This window comes from Flagellimonas sp. CMM7, assembly GCF_021390195.1.
GTDB lineage: Bacteria > Bacteroidota > Bacteroidia > Flavobacteriales > Flavobacteriaceae > Flagellimonas.
This window is the reverse complement of the sequence record NZ_CP090003.1, coordinates 65,524-91,714: the sequence shown is the minus strand read 5'-3', so window position 1 is coordinate 91,714 and position 26,191 is coordinate 65,524. Positions and strand designations below refer to the sequence as shown.

The window sequence follows — 26,191 nt, the reverse complement described above, 5'->3', positions numbered from 1 at the left end:
AAAAAAAGAGAATGAGCGACTTAACAACAGGAAGAAAGGAGCCTTGTAAAAATAATCTCGGAGGTTTAAAGCGCATATATCTAACGGAATATGTGCAATACCCCAATAAGCTTATGGTTGGTAGGAAAACAATGAAGTTGACTTCCTTCCCTACAACACTGTTGTTTGAATACCAAGGGAATAATAAAGATGCATATGAAAGCTTGAACGGTGATTTTTACGATCAAACGGTAAGTTTTAGAATGTCGCAGCAAGACGCATCCACTATATCAAATCTTTCATTACTTATGAAAAGTAGGTTAAGGGCGGTTGTTGTCGATTGGAAGGCTAAAAACAAGGTTTATGGATTGGAGAATGGGTTGGATATAGAAATTCAAGCTAAATCTGGAAGCGGGAAGTCTGATTTCAATGGATATGAAATCACTCTAAAAGGACAAGAGCAATTCCAAGCGCCATTTGTGGATTATCTGCCAGATTCTGGATTCTTTACCGAGGGAGTGTTGACAGGATGTCTTTTATCCTCTAGTGGTAAGCCGTCATCTATAGGTGATCTGGTTAGTTCCTGTAAAACAATTATTAATGAGGTTGTCCCACCAAGCTTTCTAAGTAGCTCTGGCAGGCCTAGTAGTGTGGGATACTTAACAAGTAGCGTGTAATGGGATTAGAAATAATTAATAACGGCACATTTGATTTTGATCCTTCCTCAGAAAAGGTTAGGGAAAGCTTTGATAAGGCCAAGAACATGTTTGCTGAGATATATGGCAAATATGTTTTCGATGCTTTGGTTGCTGGTCAAATACTCGCAGTAAAAGGCGATGGTACTGGGTTTGAATTAATATCTGCTCCTGGCGGTGGTGATTTATTGTCATCCAATAATCTTAACGATTTACTTGACGCTTCGGTTGCTAGAACAAATTTAGGTCTAGGTACAGCAGCACAATCAGCATCCACGGCATTTGCAACGGCTGCACAAGGGGCTGCAGCGGATTCAGCTATTCAAACAATAAGTGATGCTGGTGGTGTGACAATAGATGCAACAGACCCTCAAAACATAACTATAGCTGTTGACGCGGTTACGGTCACTTCAATTTCATTTGATCCTAATACAGGGATATTAACACTAGGCATAACTGGAGGAAGTGATTTAACTGTTGATCTATCTGCATATACGGTACTTAAAATTGATGGATTTATTGTAGATAAAGACCCTGCTAATTCAGATAACAATACAATTGAAAACGATGACAAGGGATTTGGATGGGAGGGCGACTCTTTCGTTGCTTTTAAGCAAGTGGCAGGGGTTAAGGATTACGCAATAAATTCTGGAGTATGATATTAGGAGGAATAAGTTTAGTTATTAGTATTTGGGCTTTGATAAGAACATATAGAAGTGGAAAAATTAAAGGAAATGAAATTAAAAATGAAAAAGGCGAGACAATATACAAAGTACAAGATTAGTCTTTTATTAGTCTTGTTTACATTAACCATATCAGCCCAAAAACCAATTGTAGACAGGGTGATATTTACTCCACAAGGAGCTCCATCAAGCCCTACTGAGGGTTTTCTTTATGGTGATAATACTACAAATACAATTTATTACTACAACGGCACTATATGGGTAGACCTTGGAGCGGGGGGAGGGGGAGGTATCTCAAATATTGTAGAAGATGTTACTCCTCAATTAGGTAGTGATCTGGATGGTCAAGGATTTAATATAAGCAATATTGGAAACCTCACAACAACAGGAATATTAAATAGTTCAGGGTCAACTAATCTGCAAAATGGGGGTGTAACCTTACCTGGATACCTGACTGGGGTTAATTCCCGAACAGAAATAACTTCTGGAGGCGACCCTACCGGACAAGCAAGTATAATTTTTATACCAAATGGAGCGGATAGACCCCTAACTGCAACAGACACAAATCTTTTATTTAATGGTAATGAGATATTAACTTCATTATCTGGAGTTATACAACAAGGAAACAACACCATTACATCTGATTTTGTGCTTGGCACAAATGGAGGGGCTGCCATACAGATAGATAGTCAAAATGGAAGTGCTGATTTATTTGGGGGTGTAGCTGGCTCTAGCAGGACAACTCTTAACTTGACTGCAAATGCTGCTTCTTTAAGCATGGAGTCTACAGTAGGAGTAACTGATTATCTATTTGACTTAAATTATAATAGTGATAATGACGTTGCAAGAAAAGTAGATGTAGACGCGGCTATTGCAGGTATTGGAGGCTCAGGAGTAACTGATGGAGACAAAGGAGATATTACAGTAAGTGGAAGCGGGGCTACATGGAACATTGATGCTGACGCAGTAGGGCCAAATGAGCTAGATCAATCTGCGGCATATTATTTCGCGGGAACTGAAAACGACTTCCAGAGCCAATTGGAAGTAAGGGGGACAAATACAGCAAATGAAATTGCTATTTTGAATTTCAAGACTTTCGACGATGCTTCTTCAAATGCACAATTCACCTATTCCAAAGGGCTTGCGATTCCTGGACTTGGCTTTAAGAATTCAAATGCAGGGGTAAACGATTGGCTGATATTAGCGGATGCTGGAGGCGCGGACTATGATGGGGTATTCACAGCGAACTCTTTTATGAAAGATGGAGGAGGTGAGCTTATAGAATCGGACATTACAGGGGTAACAGGGGGAACTTCTTTTAAAAATACCTATTTCCAGACACAGGCGGGATTTGACACGGACGGTGGAACGGCTCCGGCAAATACTTTTGTTGTCATTCCAGATGCACCCCCAGCAGAGGTAGTTACGGGAACAGCGATAGACCTTGAATATTTTCAGATGTTGGATGATAGGGCAGTGGATTCAAACGCCTTTACCTTTTCCAATGCTGACCCTGGAGATCTAGCGATAATCTATCTAGACCAATCGGGAGCGCCAACATATTCTGGAACAGGATTGACATTTGTTCAATTGACAGGGACAACAGCTTGGGCAGATGATACCTATTTCAAGGCATATTTTGAGGTTCAGGCGGACGGTACTACTATTCATTATTTCTATCAGCAAGTACAGTGAGAAAATTACTTTACATATTATTCTTTATTATTAGTGCAGCCAATGCCCAACAGTTTGAAGCGGCATATCTATCGAGTGTTCAACAAGCTAATACTGGAGGTTCTTCTGAGTATTATACGCTAGGTGATGCCGCCGATTCCAACAACGAAACGAATACTGTTGACGGAGCTTGGGGGAATGTTTTTTCAAATGCAACAACATTGACCTATTCATCTGTTTCTGATGGTTCTGGCGGATTCGCAATAAGGGGCGAAATAGACGGAAGTGATGCAGCTCGGGCAAAAGTGGATCTGGGTGAAATACCAGCAGGAACATACACCTTGACAACCGAAATGCGGGGACAGGGGACAAATGCCCGGATGAGACTCATCAACCCAACCAACGCGACATTGAGTAGCCAGCCTTTGACAACCACTAATTTGAACTGGACTTCGATGAACGTAACCATGACGGTTGCGACAACTGCGAATGTCACCATAAACATAGATTTCTTTTCATCGACCGAAGCGGCGGGTCAGGCGGTTGAGATTAAATACATAAGCATAGTTCCACAATGAGAAAACTGATTTACATATTGTTGTTGTTTCCATTAATTGCTGCTTCACAGATAGGTCAAGATTTGGATGGCATCCAAAATGGTGATGAAACTGGAATTGATTGCGGCGGAAGTACGGGAGTACCATGTTACAATGGCGGTGCATTGTTCGCATTCCCGTATGGTGCGGAAGGAGCTGGAAAGTATACAAGAGGTTCGGCATATGGAACCTCACCCACTGTTTATGTTGTAACTAATAGTAATAAAATAGGTGCTGGTTCTTTTATGAATGCATTTGGATGGGATGGTGTTAGTGGAACGGCAAGTGCCAGTAATATAACAATTGTCTTTCAAGTAGGGGTAACCGTAAATCTTGAAACTCAAAGTGTCGCTATAAGCGGTAGTCATGTTACAATCTTAGGTCAAACCGCTCCCGCCAACAGTGGAGGTGTTTATATAACCAATGGGAGCCTTGATTGGAGGGTGGACGAATTGATCCTACAGAACATTCATTTTGAATCTGGGGACTGGGGCTACAAGGATTCGAACGGCAACGTAATCAATCCAGGTGTTGCTGATTCAAACCAACAGGATGCCATTAGTGTGTTTTTAGGGGATAATGTGATAGTTGACCACTGTAGCGCAAAATTTGGTGTGGATGAGGGTATGACTGCTTCAAACTCCACAAACGTAACATTTTCACATAACATTGTGGCTCTTTCATTGCATGATTCAAATCACGGAGACGGAGGAAGTCATTCTATGGGCGGTATTTTGGATAGGTCAGATGACGGAAGCCCCTCGGGAGGAAGATATTCTCTGATAAAGTGCTATGTCGCACATTGTGACAGTAGAAATTACAGAAGCGCAAAGAGTATATATGAAATGGTGAACAATGTTTTTTATGGCTTTAGGGGGCAATGTACATTTAGCAGTGGTCAAACGTTTTCACTTATCGGTAACCATTGGCAGAAAAGAACGGGACAGGAGGTTTACAACGGGCAAACAATTGCACAATCCAGTGATGCGACACATGGTTTTGGAGGGGCGGTTTATTTCGAAGATAATACAAGAAACCATAGTGTCAACTCTTTTTATGACACAGACTATACAAATCAAGGTATAATAGTTGGTACGGCAGCAGAATCATTTACAAGCAATCCTACTATTTGGAGCAGCACAGTAGTCGTTGATTCCGTATTAAAAAATGTAGGCCCAAGAATACACTTAGGTTCTATAGAACAACAAGTAATAGATGATTTTGCCGCAGATAGTGGTCAGATAATAGACACACAGGAACAAGTGGGGGGATTCACCACATCCGCCGTAGGGACGGCCTGGACTGATTCAGATGGTGATGGTTTAGATGATAGCTGGGAGAATACTACCTATGGGAATTTAAGTCAAAGTTTTTATGGAGATCAGGATAATGACGGGTATCTGAACTTCGAGGAATGGGGCGCTGATTTAATGGGTATCTCTTCATCTGGAGCAGGATATTCAGCAAGTGCGATTTCTGGAAACACCACAGAATCAGGAGGACAGGCCACATTTACTGTTGTATTGAACTCACAGCCTACAACAGATGTGGTAATTACGGTCACTTCCAACAATGTTTTTGAAGGAAATGCAAACCCTACATCGTTAACATTCACAAATGCTAATTGGGACACCGCCCAGACGGTGACCGTATCAGGGGTCGATGACGTGGACGAAGTTGACGGAAATATTTCTTACGGGATTGTTCTGAGCGTGGACGATGCCAACAGTGACAATGCCTTTGATTCACTGCCAGATATTACGGTCAGTGTTATAAATGAGGATAATGATGTTGTGTCACAAGGTAAGGTAATCAAGGCAAGGGGAGGAAGATTGGGAAAGTATAGGATAAAAATAAATTAGGTATGACAAAGTGGATTGAGAATTGGACAGGGATTAGAAATTTTGGAGTAAAAACAGTACTGGCAATTGTTGGTCTTTATTTCGTCATTGGCACAGGGCACAAATACGTAGCTGATCTATGCAATGAACTAAAATGGGATAGCTCTGACACATACATTATGTTGGGTGGTTTTTTCCTAGCAGTAGGAGCAGCGGTCTACAATGTTGTCCTAGATGCCATAATTGAAAAATTCAAGAAATGATGCCCTACAAGATTATTGATCCAATGGTATTGGTTACTGGTATGGTGGGTATAGCTCACCAGATAAAGTTCAGTGGTTTCAGTTTTTTCAATGGAATGCTGACCATTATAGGGAGTTTGGTCTTTATCATCTATTTCGCTTCAATGCTCTATCATAAAATTGTTAAAATCCATTATAACGGAAGTTGGAAAAAATACTTCTGGTCCATTAAAAAGCATTTAAGAAAATGAACCTAAGATATTTCCATATAAACGAATTCGACAGTCCAGACTTACCTGGAAGTGGGGAGGAAATGAAATCCTCTACTTTAAAGATGTTGGATACAGCGAGACACTTAGCTAAAGTTCCTTTTAGTATCAATTCGGGATTTAGGACTAAAAAGCACAATAAAAAAGTAGGAGGGAAGTCCGACAGTTCGCATCTATATGGATTTGCCGTGGATATAAGCTGCACTGATTCAATGTCGAGATTCAAGATATTAAGGGCGTTGGTAGATGTAGGATTTACAAGAATAGGTATTGGAAAGGGGTTTATTCATGTGGATAATGACCCTAATAAGCCACAAGAGGTTGTCTGGAACTATTACTAAGGATTTTATTGAATGAAGGAAGTTAAAGAACGCAAGTACACCACGGAGATTGTAAAGGATTACTGTGAAGAATATCGTGATATGCCAAGTAAAACATTGGCTAGGATGATACTTAAAAACCATCCACTTGATTTTGAAAAGCTTGAGAGCGTTAGAACCCTTGTAAGAAGGGTCAGGAATGAAAGAGGTGTTCCTGAGATTTCAGAAACCAAGCATTTAACCAGAACCCCTAAACAGATTCAACAGGCAAGACAACAAAAGGACTGGCACGATATCCCAGAAACGGATTACGAGGAACTGGCTCCATACGAAATCCCTTCAGGCAATAATAGGATACTTTCTTTATCGGATGTCCACTTACCATATCATGACCCGAAGGCAATCGAGCTGACAATAGAATATGCCAAAAAACATCTTAATCCCAACGTCATATATTTAAATGGTGATATTATGGATGTTTACCAAGCAAGTAGATTCACAAAGGACAGGAGATTGAGGGACTTAGCTGGTGAGCTTGATATAACCAGGGACTTTTTGGATTACATAAATGAGCAGTTTCCCAAAGCAAAAAAATATTACAAAATAGGCAACCACGAAGACAGATGGGAAAGCTACCTTAAATCAAAAGCGCCCGAATTGTTAGGGATAGATGAGTTCCAATTATCAATATTACTGAGGTTTGGCGAAAAAGGATACCAATTGATTAAATCGAAACAGTTCGTATTCGCTGGTAAACTTGCAATACTACATGGGCATGAAGTGTTTGCAGGTTTTGGTGGTCAGGTGAATCCTGCTAGAACGATTTTTACAAGAGCTATTAGCTCTACTTTGATAGGACACCACCATAGAACTTCAGAGCATACAGAAAAAGATATACGTGGCAATATCATATCAACTTTTAGTCAAGGTTGTTTATGCGGATTAAGACCGGATTATATGCCACACAATAAATGGAACCACGGATTTGCCTTTATAGAGACCGAGAAGGACGGAGGCTTTCAACTGGACAACCTAAGAATAGTTAAAGGTAAGGTTAGGTAATATCGGATAATTACCCGATAACAAGAAATATCGGTTAAAACACAGATAATGTTTATTAAAGTACACATTAAGGGCTTTTTTTGGGTGTCATGTTTATTATTGTTGACATCGTGCGGAAGCAAAAAGAAGGTTTCAAGTAGCGAAAAGAAAAGCGAAGAGATTAAAAAGGATATCGTAATAAAAAGACAAAACGATATTACAACTGTTGCAAAATTTACCAAAGTTGCCAATAAGATGACCATTGAGCCGAATGACCCAAACAATCCACTCATTGTTAATGGCGATACACTTCAGAACGTCAAAAAAGTAACCTATGAGAAGTTGGAGATTGATTCCACTTCAACGACAAATGATAAGTCTATTATCAAAATTGACGACAAATCAGAATCCAAAAAAGAATCAAAAAAGAAAGAATCGAATAAAGAAGTGGAGGGAGTTTCAGGAAGTGATTTTAAATGGTCGGTTTGGGGAATTGTTGTTATAATGATTCTTGGATTCGTTATTTATCTCTTTAGGGGCAAGTTGTTTAAAAATAACTAATCGCCTATTCTTTCCTTTACCCATCCACTATCGGGAACAGCCCAAAAACCAAGTACGGAAATAATCTTAAAAACAACTCTTGAAGGATACATATAGTACAATATGAAGTCTTCTTTATCCGGTTGGAACTCTATAAAAAAACCTTCCATTGTTAATGGTCTGGATTCCATGCCGCTATCCTTTATCGCGCAGTCGAACCTCTCCTTGCCCATTTCCCTTATTAGGGATTTAATGGCTTTTTTATCGTAATTGCGAAATACTTCTTTGGACATAGTCCAAAAATATGTAAAGATTCCAATATTGAAAAGTTAAAGTTTTTTGTACCTTGTTTTTCCAACCAAAAATCCATGTGTTACGCTACCGCACAGAACAAAACTATATCAGAGCTTGAAAAGGCCATGAACGCTATTGCGAGGCTTCCTGAGTTCTTGGATGATGACGATTTACAGCGACACCATATAAACGGTTTCGCAAAGCATCACATGAACGGCGGCAAGAAGGTTGCTGAGCATCCGATAATGTTGGTACAGCCCCAGGAGAATCCTAAATTTTTGACGCCTATTATGTGGGGATTGATCCCTAGATGGGAGAAAGGGGAATAAACGCTTTAACGGAATCAGAAATTGTAAGATATATGGTTCCCCATGAAAAAGCTGAACTTCCTTGGGTTTAGATACCTGTTTTCGTATAGTGTATAATGTCTTTCATCCTGTGTATTCTTCCTCTTCTTTCATAATCCAATGGTTATAAAAACATGTATGTACCCCAATCGGCTTCTAAAGTAATAGTATGACCTTTAAATCCTATACCTAAACCTTGGTTAGATGTTAATCTATACTTATGCAGAAAAAATGGGGTGTTGTCCACGAAATAAGTTTTTTCTTGAAATTCCTTATTATCTTCTACTCTACATCTAGTCGTGACAAATTTTTCAAGCGACAATTTATCATCGAACTCAAAGCCTTTTCTTTTCAATCCTTCCAAAACCAACTCTTCAATTTTAGAATTCATGGATTGGCATATCTCAGAAGTAAGATGCTCTGTATAAGTCGGTAAATCTTTTATCTTATCAAGATATTCACTTGAGATCTTCTTGGCTTCCACACCCCTAATTTACGAAAAAAGAAGAGGATAAACTAGGAGTTTTAAAACATATTTCGAAATTCTTACGAAACATTACTTTATAAAATACTAATAATCAATATAATAAAACTGCCTTCTAAGCAGACGGTCGCAGGTTCGAATCCTGCTGCGATCACAAAGATAAAACCTCTATGAAAAATAGGGGTTTTTCATTTTCATACCTTTTCCTAGATTTTGATGGGAATATTTTCTTGAACACTGGTTTATGTGGAATTGTTTCCAACCAATTTGGAACTAATAAACACAAGTAAAAAAATATCAATCTTGGTTTATCTATAATTTTTACGATTGTTGTTTGCAAACAGGGCTCTCCTGACTATTTCTGCTTTTTCGTCGCCAACATTTGTAAGCATTACAGAATTGTTTGCAACCAAATCTTTTAGCAGAACATCAACATCACTTTGGGTCAAGTAATTATTGTCTTTCAAATTCCCTAGAATGGCCGAGTACCGATTAGATGTAAAATCTTTATCCAACATTTTTAATTGCTTGAATTTTTGTTTCGACTTCCCAATATAGGAATATCCAATTGCGAATCAATGAAACAGTGGAAAGTTCACATTAGGACTGTTTTTCATCGATTTGGTTTGCTTTTTATCAGTTTTTTGTAGGAGACCAGATTTTGAAAAATGTTACCATTCAAACCAAATTAGAACATTAAGATTTATTAAATAATCATTCAAAGTGGCTTTTTGTTAGTTTTGAGAAGTGATTTCAACTAATTCAATTCAAAATCAACCAAAAATTCTGCAATGAAGAATTCTAAATTTTATTTAGCTGCCTTAGTTTTTTCCTTTTTAATAGTAGATGTAGGTGCTCAGCATTTTAATATTCATAACCCCATTACTCTGCCGGATAAAAGTCAACAGTCCATTATTACGCAACGTATTGGTTATACAGATATCACAATTAATTATCATAGTCCAGGTGCAAGAGGTAGAGAGGTTTGGGGAAAGATGGTTCCGTATGGTAAAGTATGGCGAGCAGGAGCCAATGAAAATACCATCTTCACGGTTACGGACGATATTGAAATTGAAGGACAAAAATTGGCAGCTGGGAGTTATGGGCTTCACTTACTTCCAGAAGAGAGTCAATGGACTTTTATTTTTTCAGAAAATTATACTTCTTGGGGGAGCTACTTTTATCAAGAAGATGAAGATGCATTGCGCGTAACGGTACCGGTTCAAAATGGTTCTGAAATGAGAGAATGGTTAAGTTTTGACTTTAGGAAACGTGACCGAGGCACGGCTTCCATTGTTTTAAGTTGGGCGGATAAAAGCGCTGAATTAAGTATGACGCTCAATATAAATGAACTAGCATTGGATAATATTAGAAAGCAATTGCGTTCAGATGCGTATTGGGAATGGTTCAGTTGGTGCCAGGCGGCAGATTATTGTGCAGAACATAAAATTAACACCCAGGAAGCACTTGAATGGGTCAATAAATCCATCCAGTTTCAAGAGAACTTTTCTAATTGGGATGTTAAGGCTAAATTGTTAAAACAATTGGGAGATGACGCTGCAGCTGAAAAAGCAATAGAAAGAGCTATTGAGGTTGGAAGTGATGTGTATTTGGAGCGCTATGGCCGAAGACTTTTAAAAGAAAAGAATTACAATAAGGCGGAATATGTATTTGGACAGTCCATAAAGAAAAATTCCACATATTGGCGGGCACATTTCAACAGAGGAAATGCGCTTAAATTACTTGAAAGAAAAAAAGAGGCCAGAAAGGCTTTTGAACTTGCACTTAAATATAGTCCAGAGGACAAAAAAGCCCAAATACAGAACAGTTTGGAGACGGTTGAGTAGATAATGGAGTAAGTTAAATTTGATAGTTTCTTTTGAAGGTTTTGTGGGCAATCATGAGCAAGTATTGACTTACTGTCCAGAGTAGCTAGATTTTATAAACATTTTCCTTTTCGGACATGGTTCTAAAAAATTTGAAGTGTGAAACCGTTTCTGGTTTTAGGATATTGGCAATACTATAAAAAATAGCATTTACAATACAAAAAGCTCCAACCATGCTGCCAAAGTAAAAACTATTGGAACTGTTAATTGAGATATGGTGATCACTACATTCGATTAAGGGAGAAAGGTCGCTATCTACAATGGATACGGTTGTTGCTTTCTTTTCCGTTTTAGCGATTCTTAGAGCATTGATAGTTTGGTTTTGGCATTTGTCCAAGCATATACCAATCACAACATCTTCTTCTGAAAAATGGGCCATGTTCAAGAAAAGTTCTCCATGGTATTCTGTACTAGCATGTATTTGAGGTACGGCAGACCTGCAAATTCGTTCCATATAATTGGCGACTAATCCTATATGTCCCAATCCAATAATATAGGTCTGTTTTGAATTGATAATTGCATTTGCAATTTTCTCTATTACTTCAAAATCAATGGTATCATAGGTTTTTTGAAGCATCATAATGTCACCAAGTATGGCATCTTGTGCCACTTTTTGTGGATTAGAGTGGGCACGAACCTCTTTGATCATTGAATTGAAAATGGAATCCACCCTAGTAAGTTGAACCTCATTCTTTAAAAGTTCTTTCAACTCGTAAAAACCATTAAGGCCAATGGCCTTGCAAGCTTTCACAACAGTAGCTGGGTTAACGTTTAACTTGTCTCCAAGTTCCTCCATTCTCATTAAAACTACTTTATCAGGATAATCCAAAGCATATTGAATTATTAACCGTCTCTTTTTAGAGAGTTTTGATAAGTCAATGTCATTTATTGTTTTCATAAGTCACAAGAAACGAAATAATTAAAACAACTGTAGCTTAAAACAACAAAATAAGCATTATTAGTATTGCTTTTTAACAAATAACATTTTTAATATTGCAATTTTAATTATTTTTCATACATTCATTGTATTGATTCCTATCGCAAGATATTTTCTAAAGATTAAAAGTTTTGAAAACCTTTCAAACTAACTTGATTATATCAAAAGGGTTAAAATTTTAAAAATCATCAATGTATGTCCAACAATCGATGGAGCAGTAAATTTTCCTTTATCATTACCACCTCTGCATTCGCAATTGGTTTAGGCAATGTTTGGAGGTTTCCTTATGTTGCAGGTGAAGGTGGAGGTGCGGCTTTTCTGTTGGTTTATCTTGTTTTAATTCTTCTTGTGGGCATTCCCATATTAACTATTGAAATTGCTTTGGGACGTATGTCCAAAACTACGGTACTGCTTGGTTTTGGAAAACTCGGAAAAAAGCCTTTTTGGAACAGTATAGGTTGGTTGGGTGCCATAGCATGTATATTAATTATGGGTTTCTATATCATGATCATGGCATGGATAGGCATATACCTTTGGGAGTGCTTATCTGGGGAAATCTCAAAACTACCAATTTCAAGTATTTCTGGACATTTTGACCAAGTTGCATCCAACCTATCTGTGGTCATTGCCGTAACGTTTGCGATTATGATTGCTGTTTTTTTTGTAATAAGACAAGGTCTAAAATCAGGTTTAGAACGTTATGCCAAAGGCATGATGTTTGGCTTGGTGGTTTTAATATTGGGATTGTCCATTTGGGCTGCCACCTTAGATGGGGCGTTAGAGGGTTATCGTTGGCTTCTGTCACCTGATTTCTCCAAAATAAATTTTAAAGTAATTATGAGTGCTATGGGGCAGCTTTTCTTCTCTGTCGGAGTAGGAATGGCGGTTACCTTTGTTTTTGGTAGTTATACCAATACCAAAGATAATCTTGTAAGCAGTACAATCTGGATTGTATTGGCAGATACCTTTTTTGCATTTCTTTCAGGGCTGATGTTGTTCCCTGCTATTTTTAGTTTCAACCTTAGCCCAGATTCAGGACCTAATCTAATTTTTGTAACCATGGCTACAGTATTCCATAAACTGGAATATGGGTGGGCGGTTGGAGCTGTGTTTTTTCTACTGTTGTTTTTAGCAGGATTTAGCTCCCTTATCTCAGCGGTACAAGGTTTAAAAGATAGTTTTAAGGACAGGTATAAATTATCAAACAATGCGGCCTTGTTATCTGTAATTGGTAGTATCCTATTAGTTTCTATTGCAGCGGTCTTTTCTTATACTGATGATCCTTTACTAATATTCGGAAAAACGGTCTTTGAGATATTGGACTATACAACCAGTACCATACTATTGCCTTTGGGAGGATTGCTAACGGTCCTTTTTGCGGGACATATAATTGGGTACAAAAAGCTAAGAGGTCATCTATTGGAAGGAACAAAAACCCTAAAACTACATAGTTTTTGGAAGGTAGTTTTACTATGGATATTGCCATTATCGCTCATCATAATTTTACTTAATGGCCTATTAAACACCTAAATAAGATGATGGAAAAGAACACTCAAAATACACTTGACAGTGCCATTTCAATTCTTGGCGATTTGGTTGCGTTTTCTGTTTTGGGTGGTCAGAGTAATTTATCTATAGCCGAGTACATCTCAAACTGGTTGCAAAGTAATAACATTGACTACCATCAAGTATTTAATGCATCAGAAGATAAGGTAAGTATCCATTGTCGTATTGGACCAGAAGAAGATGGCGGTATCATTTTATCTGGACATATGGATGTTGTGCCCACCAAAGGGCAGCTGTGGTCTAAACCAGATTTTAGGTTAACACAAGAGGATGATAAGCTTTACGCAAGAGGTACTTCGGATATGAAAGGTTTTTTGGCCTGCTGCCTTGCTATGCTTCCACATTGGCAAAAAGCAAAACTAAAGAAACCTATCTATTTGGCCTTCTCCTATGATGAAGAGGTTGGCTGTTTGGCCAGTGAACAACTGGTTTCATCAATTAAATCAACATATAAAGAGCGGCCCGGCTTTGCCGTTATTGGGGAGCCTTCATTAATGCAAACGGTAAATGGGGAAAAAGGAGCTGCATTTTTTAAAACAACAGTTTATAGCTCAGCAGCGCATAGCTCCGAGGTAAGAAAAAGCATAAGTGCCATTGAAGAAGCGACTTATTTAATTCAGTGGTTGCTCAGAAAAATGGATGACTTTATTGAACAAAAACATTTTGATAACCGATTTGACCCTCCGTATACAACTATTCATGTGGGAGTCATTAAAGGAGGGTCTGCCGTCAACATAATTGCAGACCAATGCGATTTTGCCTGGGACGTTAGAAATATTCCGTCAGATTCCATTCAAGAAATTCTGGAATCTTTTGAAACTTTCTGTGAAAAACGAACCATTCAAAAGCAGGAATCTTGCTCCGATTTCAAAATAAAAACAAGCAAACAATTTTCAATTGTACCGAGTCTAAATACTTCAGAAAATTCAGAGATAGTAGAAATGGTAAATTCTTTTAATGGAAACAAATCTGCTAAGACGGTATCATTTGCCTCCGAAGCTGGCTTTTTTTCAAATGCAGGTTTTGAGACAGTGGTATGTGGACCCGGAAGCATGGATCAAGGACATAGAGCAGATGAATTTATTGAGATAAGCGAATTAAAGAAATGTCTTTCTTTTTTGGAGCGATTGTCAGATTGGGCCGAAACAAGTAAAGAAGCAAATAGGGATTATGAAAAAATATGATATTCTAGTTATTGGAGGAGGGATTTATGGTATTACCGCAGCGGTAGAGCTAGCTCAGAGAAAATACAGTGTTGGCCTGATCAATCCTGATACCATTCCCCACCATATGGCGGCATCAACGGATGTTACAAAAGCGGTCAGAATGGAGTATGGCTCAGACAAAGAATATTTTAAAATGGTAGAAACGGCCATAGGAAGGTGGCATTCTTGGAACGATTTTTTTAATGAAAAGCTCTATCATGAGGTCGGCTTCTTAATGCTTTGCAAAGATAAAATTGAAAGTGAAAAGCACACTTTTGAAAAACATAGTTATCAAAACTTATTAGAGGCCGGTTATTCACCCGATCGATTAGATGCAAAAGGGATAAAGGAGCGTTTTCCAGCTGTGAATACGGCTGAGTACGTAGATGCAAACTTCAATAGCAAAGCTGGTTATGCCGATTCAGCATTAACTGTTCAAAAATTAGCAGACTATGCCCGATCATTAGGTGTTGTAATACATGAAGGGCAAACTGCTGCTAGTTTTGAAGTAAACAATGGTAGGCTAACCGCTGTAAAAACAAAAGAAGGGGAAACCTTCCAATGTGGTCATGCACTAGTTGCTGCAGGAGCACATACTCCAATTTTATTGCCAGAATTACAACCCTATATGAAATCCACAGGGCATCCGGTATTTTGGCTTAAACCTAAAAATCCGACCAATTTTATACCTCCAAGTTTCTCAGTATTCACAGCGGACATTTCAAATTCTGGCTGGTATGGCTTTCCATTTTTGCAGAAACAGGGCATTGTGAAGATTGCCAAACATTCCAACGGTACTCCAGTTCATCCAGAAAATGACGATAGACAAATCACGGATGTCGAAGTTGCAGACATGCGGACTTTTGTTAAAATGACATTTCCAGAACTGACAGAGGCTCCATTGGTATTTACAAGGAAATGCCTCTATATAGACACTTTAGATGGGCATTTTTGGATCGATAACCACCCCGAAATAAAGGGATTGTCTGTAAGTACAGGCGGAAGCGGTCATGGACTTAAAATGGCACCCCTTTTAGGAGCGATGGCCGCGGACGTAGTTGAAGGAAAGTCCCATATGTTTTCAGAACGATATAGATGGAGGCACTTATCCACAGATACATCGCAGGTGGAAGAAGCTAGGTATGTTATTAACAGGAAACTTTAGGATACATGAAAGCAAGTAAAGTAATACACAAATTCATGGCAGCCTACAATGAAAAAAATCTGGAAAAGTTTGTATCCTTTATGCATCCAGAATTTAAATCATACCTGTTTGAATCACAGCATTGTCTGTGCTCTGGTATTGTAGATGCCAGAAAAGTATATGGAAAAAGGTTTAGTGAAAACAAAGACCTTTTTGTGACTACGTTGAACAGAATTGTTAATGATAATGTCGTTGTTGAATCTCAATTTATTGAAGGCTTTGACGAAGGTAAAACCATACATGCCATTGCAATTTTTGAATTACAAAATAACAAGGTAAAACGAGCATCTTTTGTGAGAAGAGAATTGCTGGTTGCTGAAAATATTTCAGTGTTATAACAGATTAAAAACGGGGATATGGAAAAAGATAAGTATTGCAACAAAGAAATTCTGTTAGGAGATCTAAGGGAGGGTGTTATGCCGGCTTTTACCCATGTTTTTAACTGTTACTTTAATGAATTGAATAGCTACATTTCTGTAATATGTGGCAATCAAGTACTGGCTCAAGAGATTGTACAGCAAACCTTTGTCAAGTTTTGGGACAAGCGTAAAAACTTGATCATTAAGGATAACATCAAACGATACCTGTTTAGGATGGCATATAACCTTTACAAAGATTTACAAAAGCAGAATGTAAAGGAGCTTGCGCTTATACAAGAATTACAATATACCGCAATAGCTGGTATAATTGAGAAAGACCCAGAAGATACAGAACGGAAAATGTTTCTTTTAAATCAAGAAATTGATAAACTTCCGAAAAAGTGTAAAACCGTTTTTCTATTGGCGAAAAAAGAGGGTTTAGCATATAAGGAAATTGCTGAAAGACTCAATATTTCTGTAAAAACGGTAGAAGTTCATATGTCCAAGGCAATGCTTCGACTGAAGAATACACTTAACTGATTATAATACTTTTCTTTCATTTCATTGCTGTTTTACGATTTATTCAAGTTTTTCTAAAAAAAATAGAATAAAAAGTAAGGGTAGGCCTCTTTTTTTAAGTCTACTATTAAGAAAACGCTAAATAACCAATGAATAACAAAGTAGATATCATCATTTCTAAATTTCTTGATGATGAAACCTCAGAGGCGGAAAAAGCTTTTTTAATTGAATGGATAAAGACTCCTGACAATAGACTCTATTTTGAAGATTTTATAAAGACAGAGATTTGGCTTAAGTATAGTTTTAACTCGTCGGATGTTGAAAAGCATCTTTCCATGTTGTCCATAGTTACGAGGTCAAAAAGAAAAAAGGCGCACTTAAATATATTAAAGTACGCGACTTTGTTTATTGCGGTTTTAGCCTCTGCGGCATTTATATACTTTTCAAAAGACCAATCAGGTCTTCAAGTAGTGGACGAGAATGCCATTTCACTGGAAATTAACAATGGGTCTTCAAAATACTTTTCTCTTGAAAACTATTCTGAATTCACTTTAAAGGATAAAACCGTAGCACTTAAGACAAATGGCCTGCTGGAATATTCATCCGATGACAAACAAGAAAGAGAATCGGACAATATTGAATATCATACAATTAATGTACCCTATGGAAAAACGTTTAAAGTCCATTTTGCAGATGGCTCACTGGTGCATTTAAATTCTGGCTCAAAGTTGACATACCCTAAAAACTTTGACGGATTTGATTTAAGAGAAGTATCGCTTATTGGTGAGGCCTATTTTAAGGTAGCCAAGGCGGATGTTCCCTTTCAAGTGAATGTAGAAGGCCTATCTACCAAGGTGCTGGGGACCGAATTTAATGTTTCCGCTTACCAAGATGAGATTCTTAAAGAAGTAATTCTTGTAGAAGGTTCGGTTCAAGTGTTTCAAAACTATGAAGCAGAAGGTATTTCAGCATCAAAACTTATGATCCCCAACCAAAGAGCGGTTGGAAAAAATGCTGACACCGATTTGATTATTGAAAATGTGGATGTTACAAATCATATTGCTTGGATGAACGGTATTCTGGTATTTGAAAATGAAAACCTGCTAAGCATCATCAAGAAACTGGAAAGAAGATTCAATATTGACATTAAGAACAACTACGAAATACTGGATGAAATGAGGTATAGTGGAAGATTTAAAAATGAAAATATTGACGAAATACTTAAGACTATGCAAGCGCATACCAACTTTTCATACGCAATGAAAGGAAACACTCTTAAAATTGATAAACCAAACTAAACCGAGGCCTATGGATAAAAAAAGAACCATTCAAAATTAATGCTAACTAAAATTTAACTTAGATGAAAAATTATTTAATAACTCCCAAAACCAACTGGCTGATCAAGGCATGTTTCCTTTGTATAGCCATGCTTTGTTTTGCTCATGTAGAAGCAGCTACATGTGAACAAAATGATATGGTTACTGCAAATTTTGAAAATATTGAATTAAAAAAAGTCTTCGAAAAAATAGCCCAAACCAATGGCTATAATTTCTTCTATGAGGCTTCTGAAATCAATATTGATAAAAGAGTTTCCATAAATGTGACAAACACTTGTATTGATGAATTTTTACAAGAACTGTTTTCTGAGATGGATTTGAATCATCAAATTGTAGCAAAACAGATTGTAATTAAACCTAAAAAGGATTTAATCAAAAAAGAAAAAACTCCAAACAAAACCATTGAAAAGCAACAAGCAACAATATCCGGTACTGTTTTGGATGACAATGGTGTTCCCTTACTGGGTGCCACAATTGCTGTAAAAGGCACTAACGTTGGAACCATTACCGATTTTGATGGAAAATTTGAGCTTTCCGTACCAGAAGGAGGTACCACTTTAACGGTATCCTACATAGGTTTTAGATCAAAAGAAGTTGAAATTGGATCTAATACCACTTTTACAATTAACCTAGAACCAGATGCTGCACAATTGGATGAGGTAATAGTAGTTGGGTATGGTACACTGGCAAAAAAGAGGGTTACGGGATCTGTTATATCTATCAATGCCGAATCTATTGTTGAAGTACCTACATTATCACCTGAGGCCGCTATTATTGGTCAAGTTGCCGGTGTGCAAGTGCAAGAAGTATCAGGAGAACCAGGAGCTGCGCCAAATATTAGAGTTAGGGGTGCAGGTTCTATTTCAGCGGGTAACGACCCATTATTTGTTATAGATGGTATTCCAATATCTAGAAACCTTACAACGTCAACTATAGGAGGTGTATCAAGAAGACGGGCCGCTTTTCAACCACCACCGGTAAACCCATTGGCCACATTAAATCCAAATGATATTGAGTCCATACAAGTTCTTAAGGATGCCTCTGCAGCAGCAATTTATGGCTCGCGTGGTGGAAATGGTGTTCTTTTAATAACAACTAAAAAAGGGTCTTCAACTGACAAAGGAAGATTTTCCTTCGATTCTTGGTTTAGGGTGGAAAATGTAGCAAACAAGATTGATTTAATGAATGCCCAAGAGCTTATTGATTTTACGACGGATGCTAGAAACAACAATTACCTTTCATCAGTTGATGGAGCATCCATTAATGATCCCATTGGTGATGGGGATAGAGGCGATACCAACTTTGAATTACCGGAATCATTCATTAATTGGGACGGTACGGATACCGATTGGCAAGATGTAATTTTTCAAACGGGAATAACGCAGAGTTATAATTTTTCCTATGCCTCTCCCGTTCAGAACAAAACAAGCTTTTTTGCTTCTGCGAGTTATTTCAGTCAAGAAGGGATTTTGGATAAATCCGAATTTGACAGGTATAACATGATGTTGAATTTGAACTCACAATTGACTGATAAACTGAACTTAGATTTAAGGGTTGCTCCAACGATAACCGAGAATCAAAGAGTTCCTGCTTCGGCGCCATATTTTGCACGCCCTCCAGGTATTGTTTATTCTGCAATTGTTCATTCCCCTACCGTAGCTCCTTATAATACAGATGGTACGGTCAACCAGTTGAATAACCAATCATATTTGGGTGGTGGTACTACAACGGCAAGTAATCCGTTGGCCATTTTAGATGCCATTGATGATGAAATATTCCAATTTCAAACTAGAGCTTCATTGGCATTGTCGTATGACATTTTACCCGAGCTTACATTTAGAACCTTTGGAGGAACATATATAAACTTGTTCAATCAAGATTTCTATAGGGGAAATACACTTTTGTACAGAAATGCGAGTGAAGGTGAATCGTATGCCCAAGCAACATCTTCTACCGAGACAAACTGGGTTTGGGAAAACACCTTGAACTGGGAAAAGGAGTTTGGTGATCACTTCTTTAATGCAGTGTTGGGATATACCGCTCAGAGAGATAACATTACTATAAAGGAAGTGTTGGCAGATAATTTCCCAGACGATTTAGTCACAACGATTAGTGGAGGTCAGGTATTTGCGGGTAATTCAATTCAAGAACAATGGACGCTTGCTTCCGCACTGTTCAGAATGAATTACAGCTATAAGGACAAATACTTATTCACAGGTACGATTCGTTCAGATAAGTCTTCGCGTTTTGGTTCTAATAACCAAACAGGTTATTTTCCATCGTTTTCTGCGGGATGGCGTTTAAATGAAGAGGATATTTTTAATTCCATAGAAGCCATTTCTGAACTTAAACTTAGATTTAGCTGGGGAGAAACGGGGAATTTTGAAATACCCAATTATGGTGCAATAGGTTTACTTTCTCCCGACAACTACAATTTAGGAGGAAATGAAATAAATGGTTTGGTACAGTCTACTATTCCCAATCCTGAACTGACATGGGAAAAATCACAACAAACAAACATTGGACTGGAATTGGGCTTGTTTGATAACAGGGTTTTCCTCTTGGCGGATTACTACAATACCAAAACTTCAGATTTATTGTTGAATGTTAGTATTTCAGGAGTATCCGGTTTTCAGACAACTCTTCAGAATCTGGGTGAAGTTGAAAACAGTGGTTTTGAGATTGCTTTGAGAACGAAGAACTTTGTTGGAGATTTTACATGGGATACTGATTTTAACCTTTCCACTAATAAAAATGAAGTAATATCACTAAATGAAAATAACGAGCCTATCTTCTCTGCAGGTAGTGCAGGGGTAAGGCATGTTACAAGAGTAGGAGATCCTATAGGAAGTTATTTTGGTTATGTGGTCGATGGTATTTATCAAACTCAAGCGGAAATTGATGCCGCTCCGGTTGACACACAAGCACCCGATGCTGCGCCTGGAGATTTCAGGTTCAAGGATGTTAATGGAGATGGTGAAATCACGCCAGATGATAGAACGGTTACTGGTAGTTATTTTCCTGATTTTACGTGGGGGATTAACAACAGGTTTACGTTTAAAGGATTGGATTTCAGCTTCCTGATACAAGGAGTAGAGGGGAATGAAATTTTGAACCTTACTTCTAGACACCTGAAAAATGGAGAAGCAAACTTTAATTCATATGCTGTTTTCAATAATAGATGGCGTTCTGCTTCAGACCCAGGAAACGGAAGTATTCCAAGAGCTGATAGACAAACTGGAAACCATGGTAATAACAATAGACCTTCTTCATTTCAAGTAGAGGATGGCTCTTTTATTCGATTGCGAAATGTTACCTTGGGATATTCATTGCCTACAGATAAACTTTTTGGGAATAGCATTAACAGACTAAGGTTTTACGTTACCGGAACCAATTTGTTTACAATTACAGATTACTTAGGGTATAACCCAGAGGTCAGTAATATTTCTAACAATAGTTTAACTCCAGGGGAAGATTATGGAGCTTATCCGTTGACCAAATCCATTACAATGGGTGTGAATCTGACCTTTTAATTTAAAACTGTAAAAGATGAAAAAAATAATCATAATACTAATAACGCTGTGTATTACATCAGCTTGTAGTGAGGACTTTACGGAACTGGCTCCAATTTCAAATCGAAACGAAGCTGATTTCTTCAACACAGCCAATGACTTTGTTGCATCCCTTAATGCAAGTTATGCAGGATTGCAAGAGCCAGGGGTTTACGGAAGAGCTTATTGGACCATGTTTGAAATGCGTTCCGATAACACAGATCAAGGACCTGATGCTACTGGTTTAGCACGGCAGTTTACTGAAATCAATGCATTTACAGAAGATCCTTTAAATGAACAAGTGGATATCGCGTGGAGCGCTTCTTACAGAGTAATTGCCAATTGCAATGTTATTTTGGATAGAATTGACCCGATAGAAATAGATGCTGGTTTAAAGGAAAGGATTATTGGAGAAGCAATTTTCCTAAGATCTTTAATGTACTATCACTTGGCCGTTGCCTTTGGCAACATTCCACTGCAACTAACCCCGTTTGTGCCTGGCGATGAACTAGTTCAGGTAGATGCCAATACAATTTATGGACAATTGGTCACAGATTTGGCCATTGCGGAAGCGAACCTTCCGGTTTCTTATCCGGCAAGTGATGTGGGAAGAGCAACCAAAGGAGCGGCTGCAACATTGTTGGCAAAAGTATTGTTAACCATAGGGCAGGACTCAGATGCAGAAACCGTTTTGCGCCGAATAATCAATGATTACAACTATTCATTGGTGGCAAATTATGCAGATTTATGGGGTGAAGCAAATGAGAATAACATTGAATCTATTTTTGAAGTGCAGTTCATAAGCGGAGGTATTGGTCAAGGAAGTGCTTTTACCAATGATTTTTCGCCAAGTTCAGATTTACAAACAGGTCAAGGTTTTGGAAGAAACAGACCCACAGCAACTTTAGAAAATGCGTATGAAGCAGGAGACTTGAGATTTGAACCCTCTATGGGAACTGAATGGATCAATGTAGATGCAGAAGTTGTAGTTCAGAATTATGTAAGAAAGTATGAAAGTGATCCACCAACGGAAAATGATTCGGGAGTAAACTTTGTTGTCTTCAGATATGCAGATGTATTGTTGATGCTTGCAGAAGCATTGGGAGAATCGACTGAGAGTTATAGCTTGATAAATCAAGTACGAACAAGAGCAGGTTTACCCGATATAGATGGAACTACGCCTGGTTCTTTTGAGGATAAACTTTTAGATGAAAGACGGGTTGAGCTGGCTTTTGAAAACCATCGTTGGCCAGATTTAAAAAGATTTGGGGTTGTTGCTGAAAAACTGTTGGAAGCCGAACCAGATGTTATTGAAGCAAGCGATATCAGAAATCTGTTTTTTATTCCACAAAGAGAATTGGACATTAATCCCGATTTCAATCAGAATGATAATTAATTTTAAGTTTGTTATTTGAGTTTGTTACGTTACCCCTATTATCAAATTTTACCTGCTTATGCTTATAAAAGGCACCGAAATGGTATAGAAACTATGAGCTCAAATAGATAAATTTTATTGTTAATCATAAACTTTAAACCTTTTAATACAGAACTACATAATGAAAAATATTTTGTTAATTATTTGCATGTGCGTTGGATTTATGGTCCAGGCACAGGAAAAAAAAGTACTGAACATCATTGCCATTGGGGCTCACCCAGATGATTGTGATTCCAAGTTTGGTGGCACAGCCGCCCTGTTTGCCAAAATGGGTCATAATGTGAAATTTGTAGCATTGACCAACGGGGATGCCGGACATCAAAGTATGGGCGGAGGTGTTCTTGGAAAAAGAAGACGCGCCGAGGCCAAAAAAGCTGCGGAAATTTTAGGAATTGAATATGATGTGTTGGATAACCATGATGCAGAGTTAATCCCAACACTAAATGTTAGGCATCAGGTAATCAGAAAAATTCGTGAATGGGATGCGGATATTGTTTTGGGTCTTCGTCCAAATGATTATCACCCTGATCATAGAAATGCTGGGATTGCAGTTCAAGACGCCGCATATCTGGTTATTGTACCTAATGTTACACCAGATACTCCTCCTTTAAAAAAGAACCCTGTCTTTATCTATATGAAAGATAATTTTCAAAAACCATATCCATTTTCAAAAGATATTGCGGTAGTAGTGGACGACGTAATAGATACAAAGGTGAGGGCATTAGCTGCACATGATTCTCAAATGTTTGAGTGGCTACCATGGGTAAGTGGTGCGGATATGAGTCAGGTTCCTTCTGGAGAAGCAGAGCGAATTGATTGGCTAAAACAAAGATGGGCAAGAGAAAAAACTTGGGGTGCTGCTGAAGCTGAAGCCATTAAGAAGTGGTATCCGAGTATGAATACAGCCAATGCTAAACATGTGGAGTTTTTTGAAATATGCGAATATGGAAAACAACCAACTGATGAGGAGATAAAACAACTCTTCCCCATGCTTGGTAAAAAATAGTTCCAACCCTAATAAACCAACAAAACCAATGGCTAGCGAAAAAACAACCTCAAAAAGATATTACCATATAATAGGTTTGGTGATGCTGATATTCTTTGTAATATCTTTTATTACCAACATACTGAACTCAATAATTGTTGATGTAAAGAATAGTTTTGACCTTAGTCTAACATTGACCGGATTATTGCCTTTTGCTTTCTTTATTGCGTATGGCGTAATGTCTATTCCCGCAGGGTTTTTATCCGAAAAGTATAGCGATAAGACCTTATTGTCATGGTCATTTTTATTTATGGCTTTGGCTTCCATGGGGTTTGCTTTCTTTCCTAGTTATGTTGTATTCAGTATTACATTGTTTGCCCTAGGATCATGTATGGCAGTTTTACAAGTTATTATCAACCCAATGCTTAGGGTTGCCGGAGGAGAGGAACATTTTGCATTCAATTCTGTTCTAGCCCAGTTGGTGTTTGGTTTGGCTTCGTTCCTGAGTCCTTTTTTATACAAATATGTAGTTGATACAAATTCAAATGAATTTGGACTGGCTGGTTATATAAGAGATTTGGTTCCTGAAAACCTGCCATGGGTTGGGCTGTATATGATTTTTTCAGTTATTGCTTTAGTATTGTTGGCTATTGTGTTTCTTACCCGATACCCAAAATATGAAAAGAATGAAGATGAAATGGCCGGTGATTCAAGTTCATATTTCAGTCTTTTAAAGAATAAATGGACTATTTTATTTTTTCTGGGAATCTTCTGTTATGTTGGAACAGAGCAAGGGGTAGGCAATTGGATTTCCCAATTTCTATATCAATATCATGGTTTAGATGCTCAAACAGTTGGGGCTGATACGGTTGCCTATTTCTGGGCCATGTTAACGGTGGGCTGTTTGTTAGGTCTATTATTATTGAAAATTATGGATAGCAGAAAACTTCTAATCGGAGCTACAGCTATTACCATGGTATTTTTGGTACTGGCTCTTACAGGAAGTGCAAAAGTTGCTCTTTTCGCCTTTCCAGCTATAGGTTTCTTTATCTCAGTTATGTGGTCTATTATTTTTTCTTTGGCACTTAACTCCGTTAAAGATAACCATGGGTCGCTTTCAGGAATATTATGTACTGGAATTGCAGGTGGAGCGGTCATCCCATTCCTGGTTGGAGCATTAGGTGAGGCGTCTAGTCTTAGGACTGGAATGTTCTTTTTACTTATCCCTTTAGCTTTTATACTATCCATTGGTTTTCTTGCAAACCCACTTGTAAACAACAAAACAATTCAGTTAAAAAACAGGCCAAATAAGTAAGTGGGATTATGGAAGTTCTTGGAGTAGATATAGGGGGCACCAACATCAATGCTGGTATTGTTAAAGATGGATTGATTACCAATCAATCTTACGTGTCTGTAAATGCAGAAGATTCAGAAGCGCAAACCCTGGAACGTTTGTTCAATTGTATTGATGAATTGATTACCCATGATACCCAGGCAATAGGAATAGGCGTCCCAGCCATAGTGGATGTTTCCAAAGGAATTGTATACGACGTGCAGAACATTCCTGCATGGAAAGAAGTTCATTTAATAGATATACTCGAGAAAAAATACAACATTTCTGTTCACATAAATAATGATGCCAATTGCTTTGCAATGGGTGAAAAGTTATATGGGAAGGGAAGGAAGCATCAAAATTTTGTTGGCCTCTCTATAGGCACGGGATTAGGTATGGGGATAATCATCAATAATGAAATTTATAATGGGATTTTATCCGGTGCGGGTGAGATTGGAATGATAGGGTATAAGGAAGGTATTTTGGAAGAGTATACCAGTAGCTTTTTTTTTATGAGGAACTATGGGTTAAGCGCTAAAGAAATTCATGACAAGGCCAAACAAGGAGATGATTTAGCCTTAACGGCGTTTTCAGAATTTGGAAAACACTTAGGGGAGGCTATTAAAACTATTTTGTACCTATTTGCACCAGAAGCTATTATCCTTGGGGGATCAATACGTAAAGCGTATCCCTTTTTTAAAGAATCTATGAATCAAAAAATAAACTCATTTGCTTATCCTGAGCAGATAAAAAGTTTAAAAATAGAAGTATCAGAATTGGCAGAATCGGCCATTTTAGGAGCAGCAAGTTTATGCTTTCAAAAATTAGAGGTAACAACATAAGAATAACTATTCAGAAGCACTGGACTC

The 26,191-nt window shown here is 37.9% G+C and carries 27 protein-coding genes; 23 read left to right on the top strand and 4 right to left on the bottom strand.

The genetic code is table 11. The features are described 5' to 3' along the window. The first annotated feature begins 11 nt into the window (after positions 1-11). From LV704_RS00400 to LV704_RS00355, 10 genes are all read left to right on the top strand, one after another. Entirely contained in the window at positions 12-656 is a 645-nt protein-coding gene (locus tag LV704_RS00400; protein WP_163423804.1) for a hypothetical protein, read from the top strand. After that, the gene (locus tag LV704_RS00395; RefSeq protein WP_163423803.1) at positions 656-1,333 is read left to right on the top strand and encodes a hypothetical protein; all 678 of its coding nucleotides are present in this window, start codon (positions 656-658) and stop codon (positions 1,331-1,333) included. The genes LV704_RS00400 and LV704_RS00395 overlap by 1 nt, the downstream gene beginning before the upstream one ends. 87 nt (positions 1,334-1,420) lie before the next feature. Further along, positions 1,421-3,052: a hypothetical protein gene (locus LV704_RS00390; protein WP_163423802.1), complete on the top strand. Its 1,632-nt coding sequence runs from the start codon at positions 1,421-1,423 to the stop codon at positions 3,050-3,052. Beyond that, positions 3,049-3,609 (top strand): hypothetical protein, encoded by a 561-nt coding sequence (locus LV704_RS00385; protein WP_163423801.1) that lies wholly within the window; start codon positions 3,049-3,051, stop codon positions 3,607-3,609. Before LV704_RS00390 ends, LV704_RS00385 begins: the two co-directional genes overlap by 4 nt. Next, entirely contained in the window at positions 3,606-5,489 is a 1,884-nt protein-coding gene (locus LV704_RS00380; protein ID WP_163423800.1) for a hypothetical protein, read from the top strand. The genes LV704_RS00385 and LV704_RS00380 overlap by 4 nt, the downstream gene beginning before the upstream one ends. A 2-nt stretch (positions 5,490-5,491) precedes the next feature. Further along, the gene (locus tag LV704_RS00375) at positions 5,492-5,731 is read left to right on the top strand and encodes a hypothetical protein (RefSeq protein WP_163423799.1); all 240 of its coding nucleotides are present in this window, start codon (positions 5,492-5,494) and stop codon (positions 5,729-5,731) included. Then, positions 5,728-5,961 (top strand): hypothetical protein, encoded by a 234-nt coding sequence (locus LV704_RS00370; protein ID WP_163423798.1) that lies wholly within the window; start codon positions 5,728-5,730, stop codon positions 5,959-5,961. The genes LV704_RS00375 and LV704_RS00370 overlap by 4 nt, the downstream gene beginning before the upstream one ends. Further along, positions 5,958-6,320, top strand: a complete 363-nt coding sequence (locus tag LV704_RS00365; protein ID WP_163423797.1) for a D-Ala-D-Ala carboxypeptidase family metallohydrolase — start codon at positions 5,958-5,960, stop codon at positions 6,318-6,320. Before LV704_RS00370 ends, LV704_RS00365 begins: the two co-directional genes overlap by 4 nt. A 12-nt stretch (positions 6,321-6,332) precedes the next feature. Next, on the top strand, positions 6,333-7,361 hold the full coding sequence (locus LV704_RS00360; RefSeq protein WP_163423796.1) for a metallophosphoesterase: 1,029 nt from the start codon (positions 6,333-6,335) through the stop codon (positions 7,359-7,361). 48 nt (positions 7,362-7,409) lie between these two features. Beyond that, positions 7,410-7,901, top strand: a complete 492-nt coding sequence (locus LV704_RS00355; RefSeq protein ID WP_163423795.1) for a hypothetical protein — start codon at positions 7,410-7,412, stop codon at positions 7,899-7,901. On the opposite strand, the gene LV704_RS00350 is transcribed toward LV704_RS00355, so the two are convergent. After that, positions 7,898-8,173, bottom strand: coding sequence for a hypothetical protein (locus LV704_RS00350; protein ID WP_163423794.1), 276 nt, complete (start codon positions 8,171-8,173; stop codon positions 7,898-7,900). The genes LV704_RS00355 and LV704_RS00350 overlap by 4 nt on opposite strands. Before the next feature lie 75 nt (positions 8,174-8,248). Here LV704_RS00350 and LV704_RS00345 point away from each other — a divergent pair, with 75 nt between their 5' ends. Next, complete coding sequence (locus LV704_RS00345) at positions 8,249-8,503, top strand: hypothetical protein (RefSeq protein WP_163423793.1); 255 nt, start codon at positions 8,249-8,251, stop codon at positions 8,501-8,503. 142 nt (positions 8,504-8,645) lie between these two features. Here LV704_RS00345 and LV704_RS00340 read toward each other — a convergent pair whose 3' ends face one another. Together LV704_RS00340 and LV704_RS00335 are read right to left on the bottom strand one after the other, a co-directional pair. Then, complete coding sequence (locus tag LV704_RS00340; protein ID WP_163423792.1) at positions 8,646-9,005, bottom strand: hypothetical protein; 360 nt, start codon at positions 9,003-9,005, stop codon at positions 8,646-8,648. Positions 9,006-9,313: 308 nt separating this feature from the next. Further along, entirely contained in the window at positions 9,314-9,523 is a 210-nt protein-coding gene (locus LV704_RS00335) for a hypothetical protein (RefSeq protein WP_163423791.1), read from the bottom strand. A gap of 273 nt (positions 9,524-9,796) precedes the next feature. Here LV704_RS00335 and LV704_RS00330 point away from each other — a divergent pair, with 273 nt between their 5' ends. Next, positions 9,797-10,852 carry a DUF2911 domain-containing protein gene (locus LV704_RS00330; protein WP_163423790.1) on the top strand — a complete coding sequence of 352 codons (1,056 nt, stop codon included), beginning with the start codon at positions 9,797-9,799 and terminating at the stop codon, positions 10,850-10,852. A gap of 85 nt (positions 10,853-10,937) precedes the next feature. Here the strand turns inward: LV704_RS00330 and LV704_RS00325 are convergent, their stop codons facing one another. Next, the gene (locus tag LV704_RS00325) at positions 10,938-11,789 is read right to left on the bottom strand and encodes a MurR/RpiR family transcriptional regulator (RefSeq protein WP_163423789.1); all 852 of its coding nucleotides are present in this window, start codon (positions 11,787-11,789) and stop codon (positions 10,938-10,940) included. A 234-nt stretch (positions 11,790-12,023) separates the two neighbouring features. Here LV704_RS00325 and LV704_RS00320 point away from each other — a divergent pair, with 234 nt between their 5' ends. From LV704_RS00320 to LV704_RS00270, 11 genes are all read left to right on the top strand, one after another. Beyond that, complete coding sequence (locus LV704_RS00320) at positions 12,024-13,358, top strand: sodium-dependent transporter (protein WP_163423788.1); 1,335 nt, start codon at positions 12,024-12,026, stop codon at positions 13,356-13,358. 5 nt (positions 13,359-13,363) lie between these two features. Beyond that, positions 13,364-14,578 carry an acetylornithine deacetylase gene (gene argE, locus LV704_RS00315; protein ID WP_233782105.1) on the top strand — a complete coding sequence of 405 codons (1,215 nt, stop codon included), beginning with the start codon at positions 13,364-13,366 and terminating at the stop codon, positions 14,576-14,578. Beyond that, positions 14,565-15,764: an FAD-binding oxidoreductase gene (locus LV704_RS00310; protein WP_163423787.1), complete on the top strand. Its 1,200-nt coding sequence runs from the start codon at positions 14,565-14,567 to the stop codon at positions 15,762-15,764. Before argE ends, LV704_RS00310 begins: the two co-directional genes overlap by 14 nt. Positions 15,765-15,769: 5 nt before the next feature. Then, positions 15,770-16,141 carry a nuclear transport factor 2 family protein gene (locus tag LV704_RS00305; protein ID WP_163423786.1) on the top strand — a complete coding sequence of 124 codons (372 nt, stop codon included), beginning with the start codon at positions 15,770-15,772 and terminating at the stop codon, positions 16,139-16,141. Positions 16,142-16,159: 18 nt separating this feature from the next. Further along, positions 16,160-16,702, top strand: coding sequence for an RNA polymerase sigma factor (locus LV704_RS00300; RefSeq protein ID WP_163423785.1), 543 nt, complete (start codon positions 16,160-16,162; stop codon positions 16,700-16,702). A gap of 128 nt (positions 16,703-16,830) precedes the next feature. Next, positions 16,831-17,979 carry a FecR family protein gene (locus LV704_RS00295; protein WP_163423784.1) on the top strand — a complete coding sequence of 383 codons (1,149 nt, stop codon included), beginning with the start codon at positions 16,831-16,833 and terminating at the stop codon, positions 17,977-17,979. 62 nt (positions 17,980-18,041) lie between these two features. Further along, positions 18,042-21,551: a TonB-dependent receptor gene (locus LV704_RS00290; RefSeq protein ID WP_163423783.1), complete on the top strand. Its 3,510-nt coding sequence runs from the start codon at positions 18,042-18,044 to the stop codon at positions 21,549-21,551. A gap of 16 nt (positions 21,552-21,567) precedes the next feature. Continuing rightward, complete coding sequence (locus LV704_RS00285; RefSeq protein WP_163423782.1) at positions 21,568-22,965, top strand: RagB/SusD family nutrient uptake outer membrane protein; 1,398 nt, start codon at positions 21,568-21,570, stop codon at positions 22,963-22,965. Positions 22,966-23,125: 160 nt separating this feature from the next. Continuing rightward, on the top strand, positions 23,126-24,010 hold the full coding sequence (locus tag LV704_RS00280; protein ID WP_205597913.1) for a PIG-L deacetylase family protein: 885 nt from the start codon (positions 23,126-23,128) through the stop codon (positions 24,008-24,010). 28 nt (positions 24,011-24,038) lie between these two features. Further along, positions 24,039-25,304: an MFS transporter gene (locus tag LV704_RS00275; RefSeq protein ID WP_163423781.1), complete on the top strand. Its 1,266-nt coding sequence runs from the start codon at positions 24,039-24,041 to the stop codon at positions 25,302-25,304. Between the two features lie 8 nt (positions 25,305-25,312). After that, on the top strand, positions 25,313-26,164 hold the full coding sequence (locus tag LV704_RS00270) for an ROK family protein (RefSeq protein WP_163423780.1): 852 nt from the start codon (positions 25,313-25,315) through the stop codon (positions 26,162-26,164). Positions 26,165-26,191: the final 27 nt, after the last annotated feature.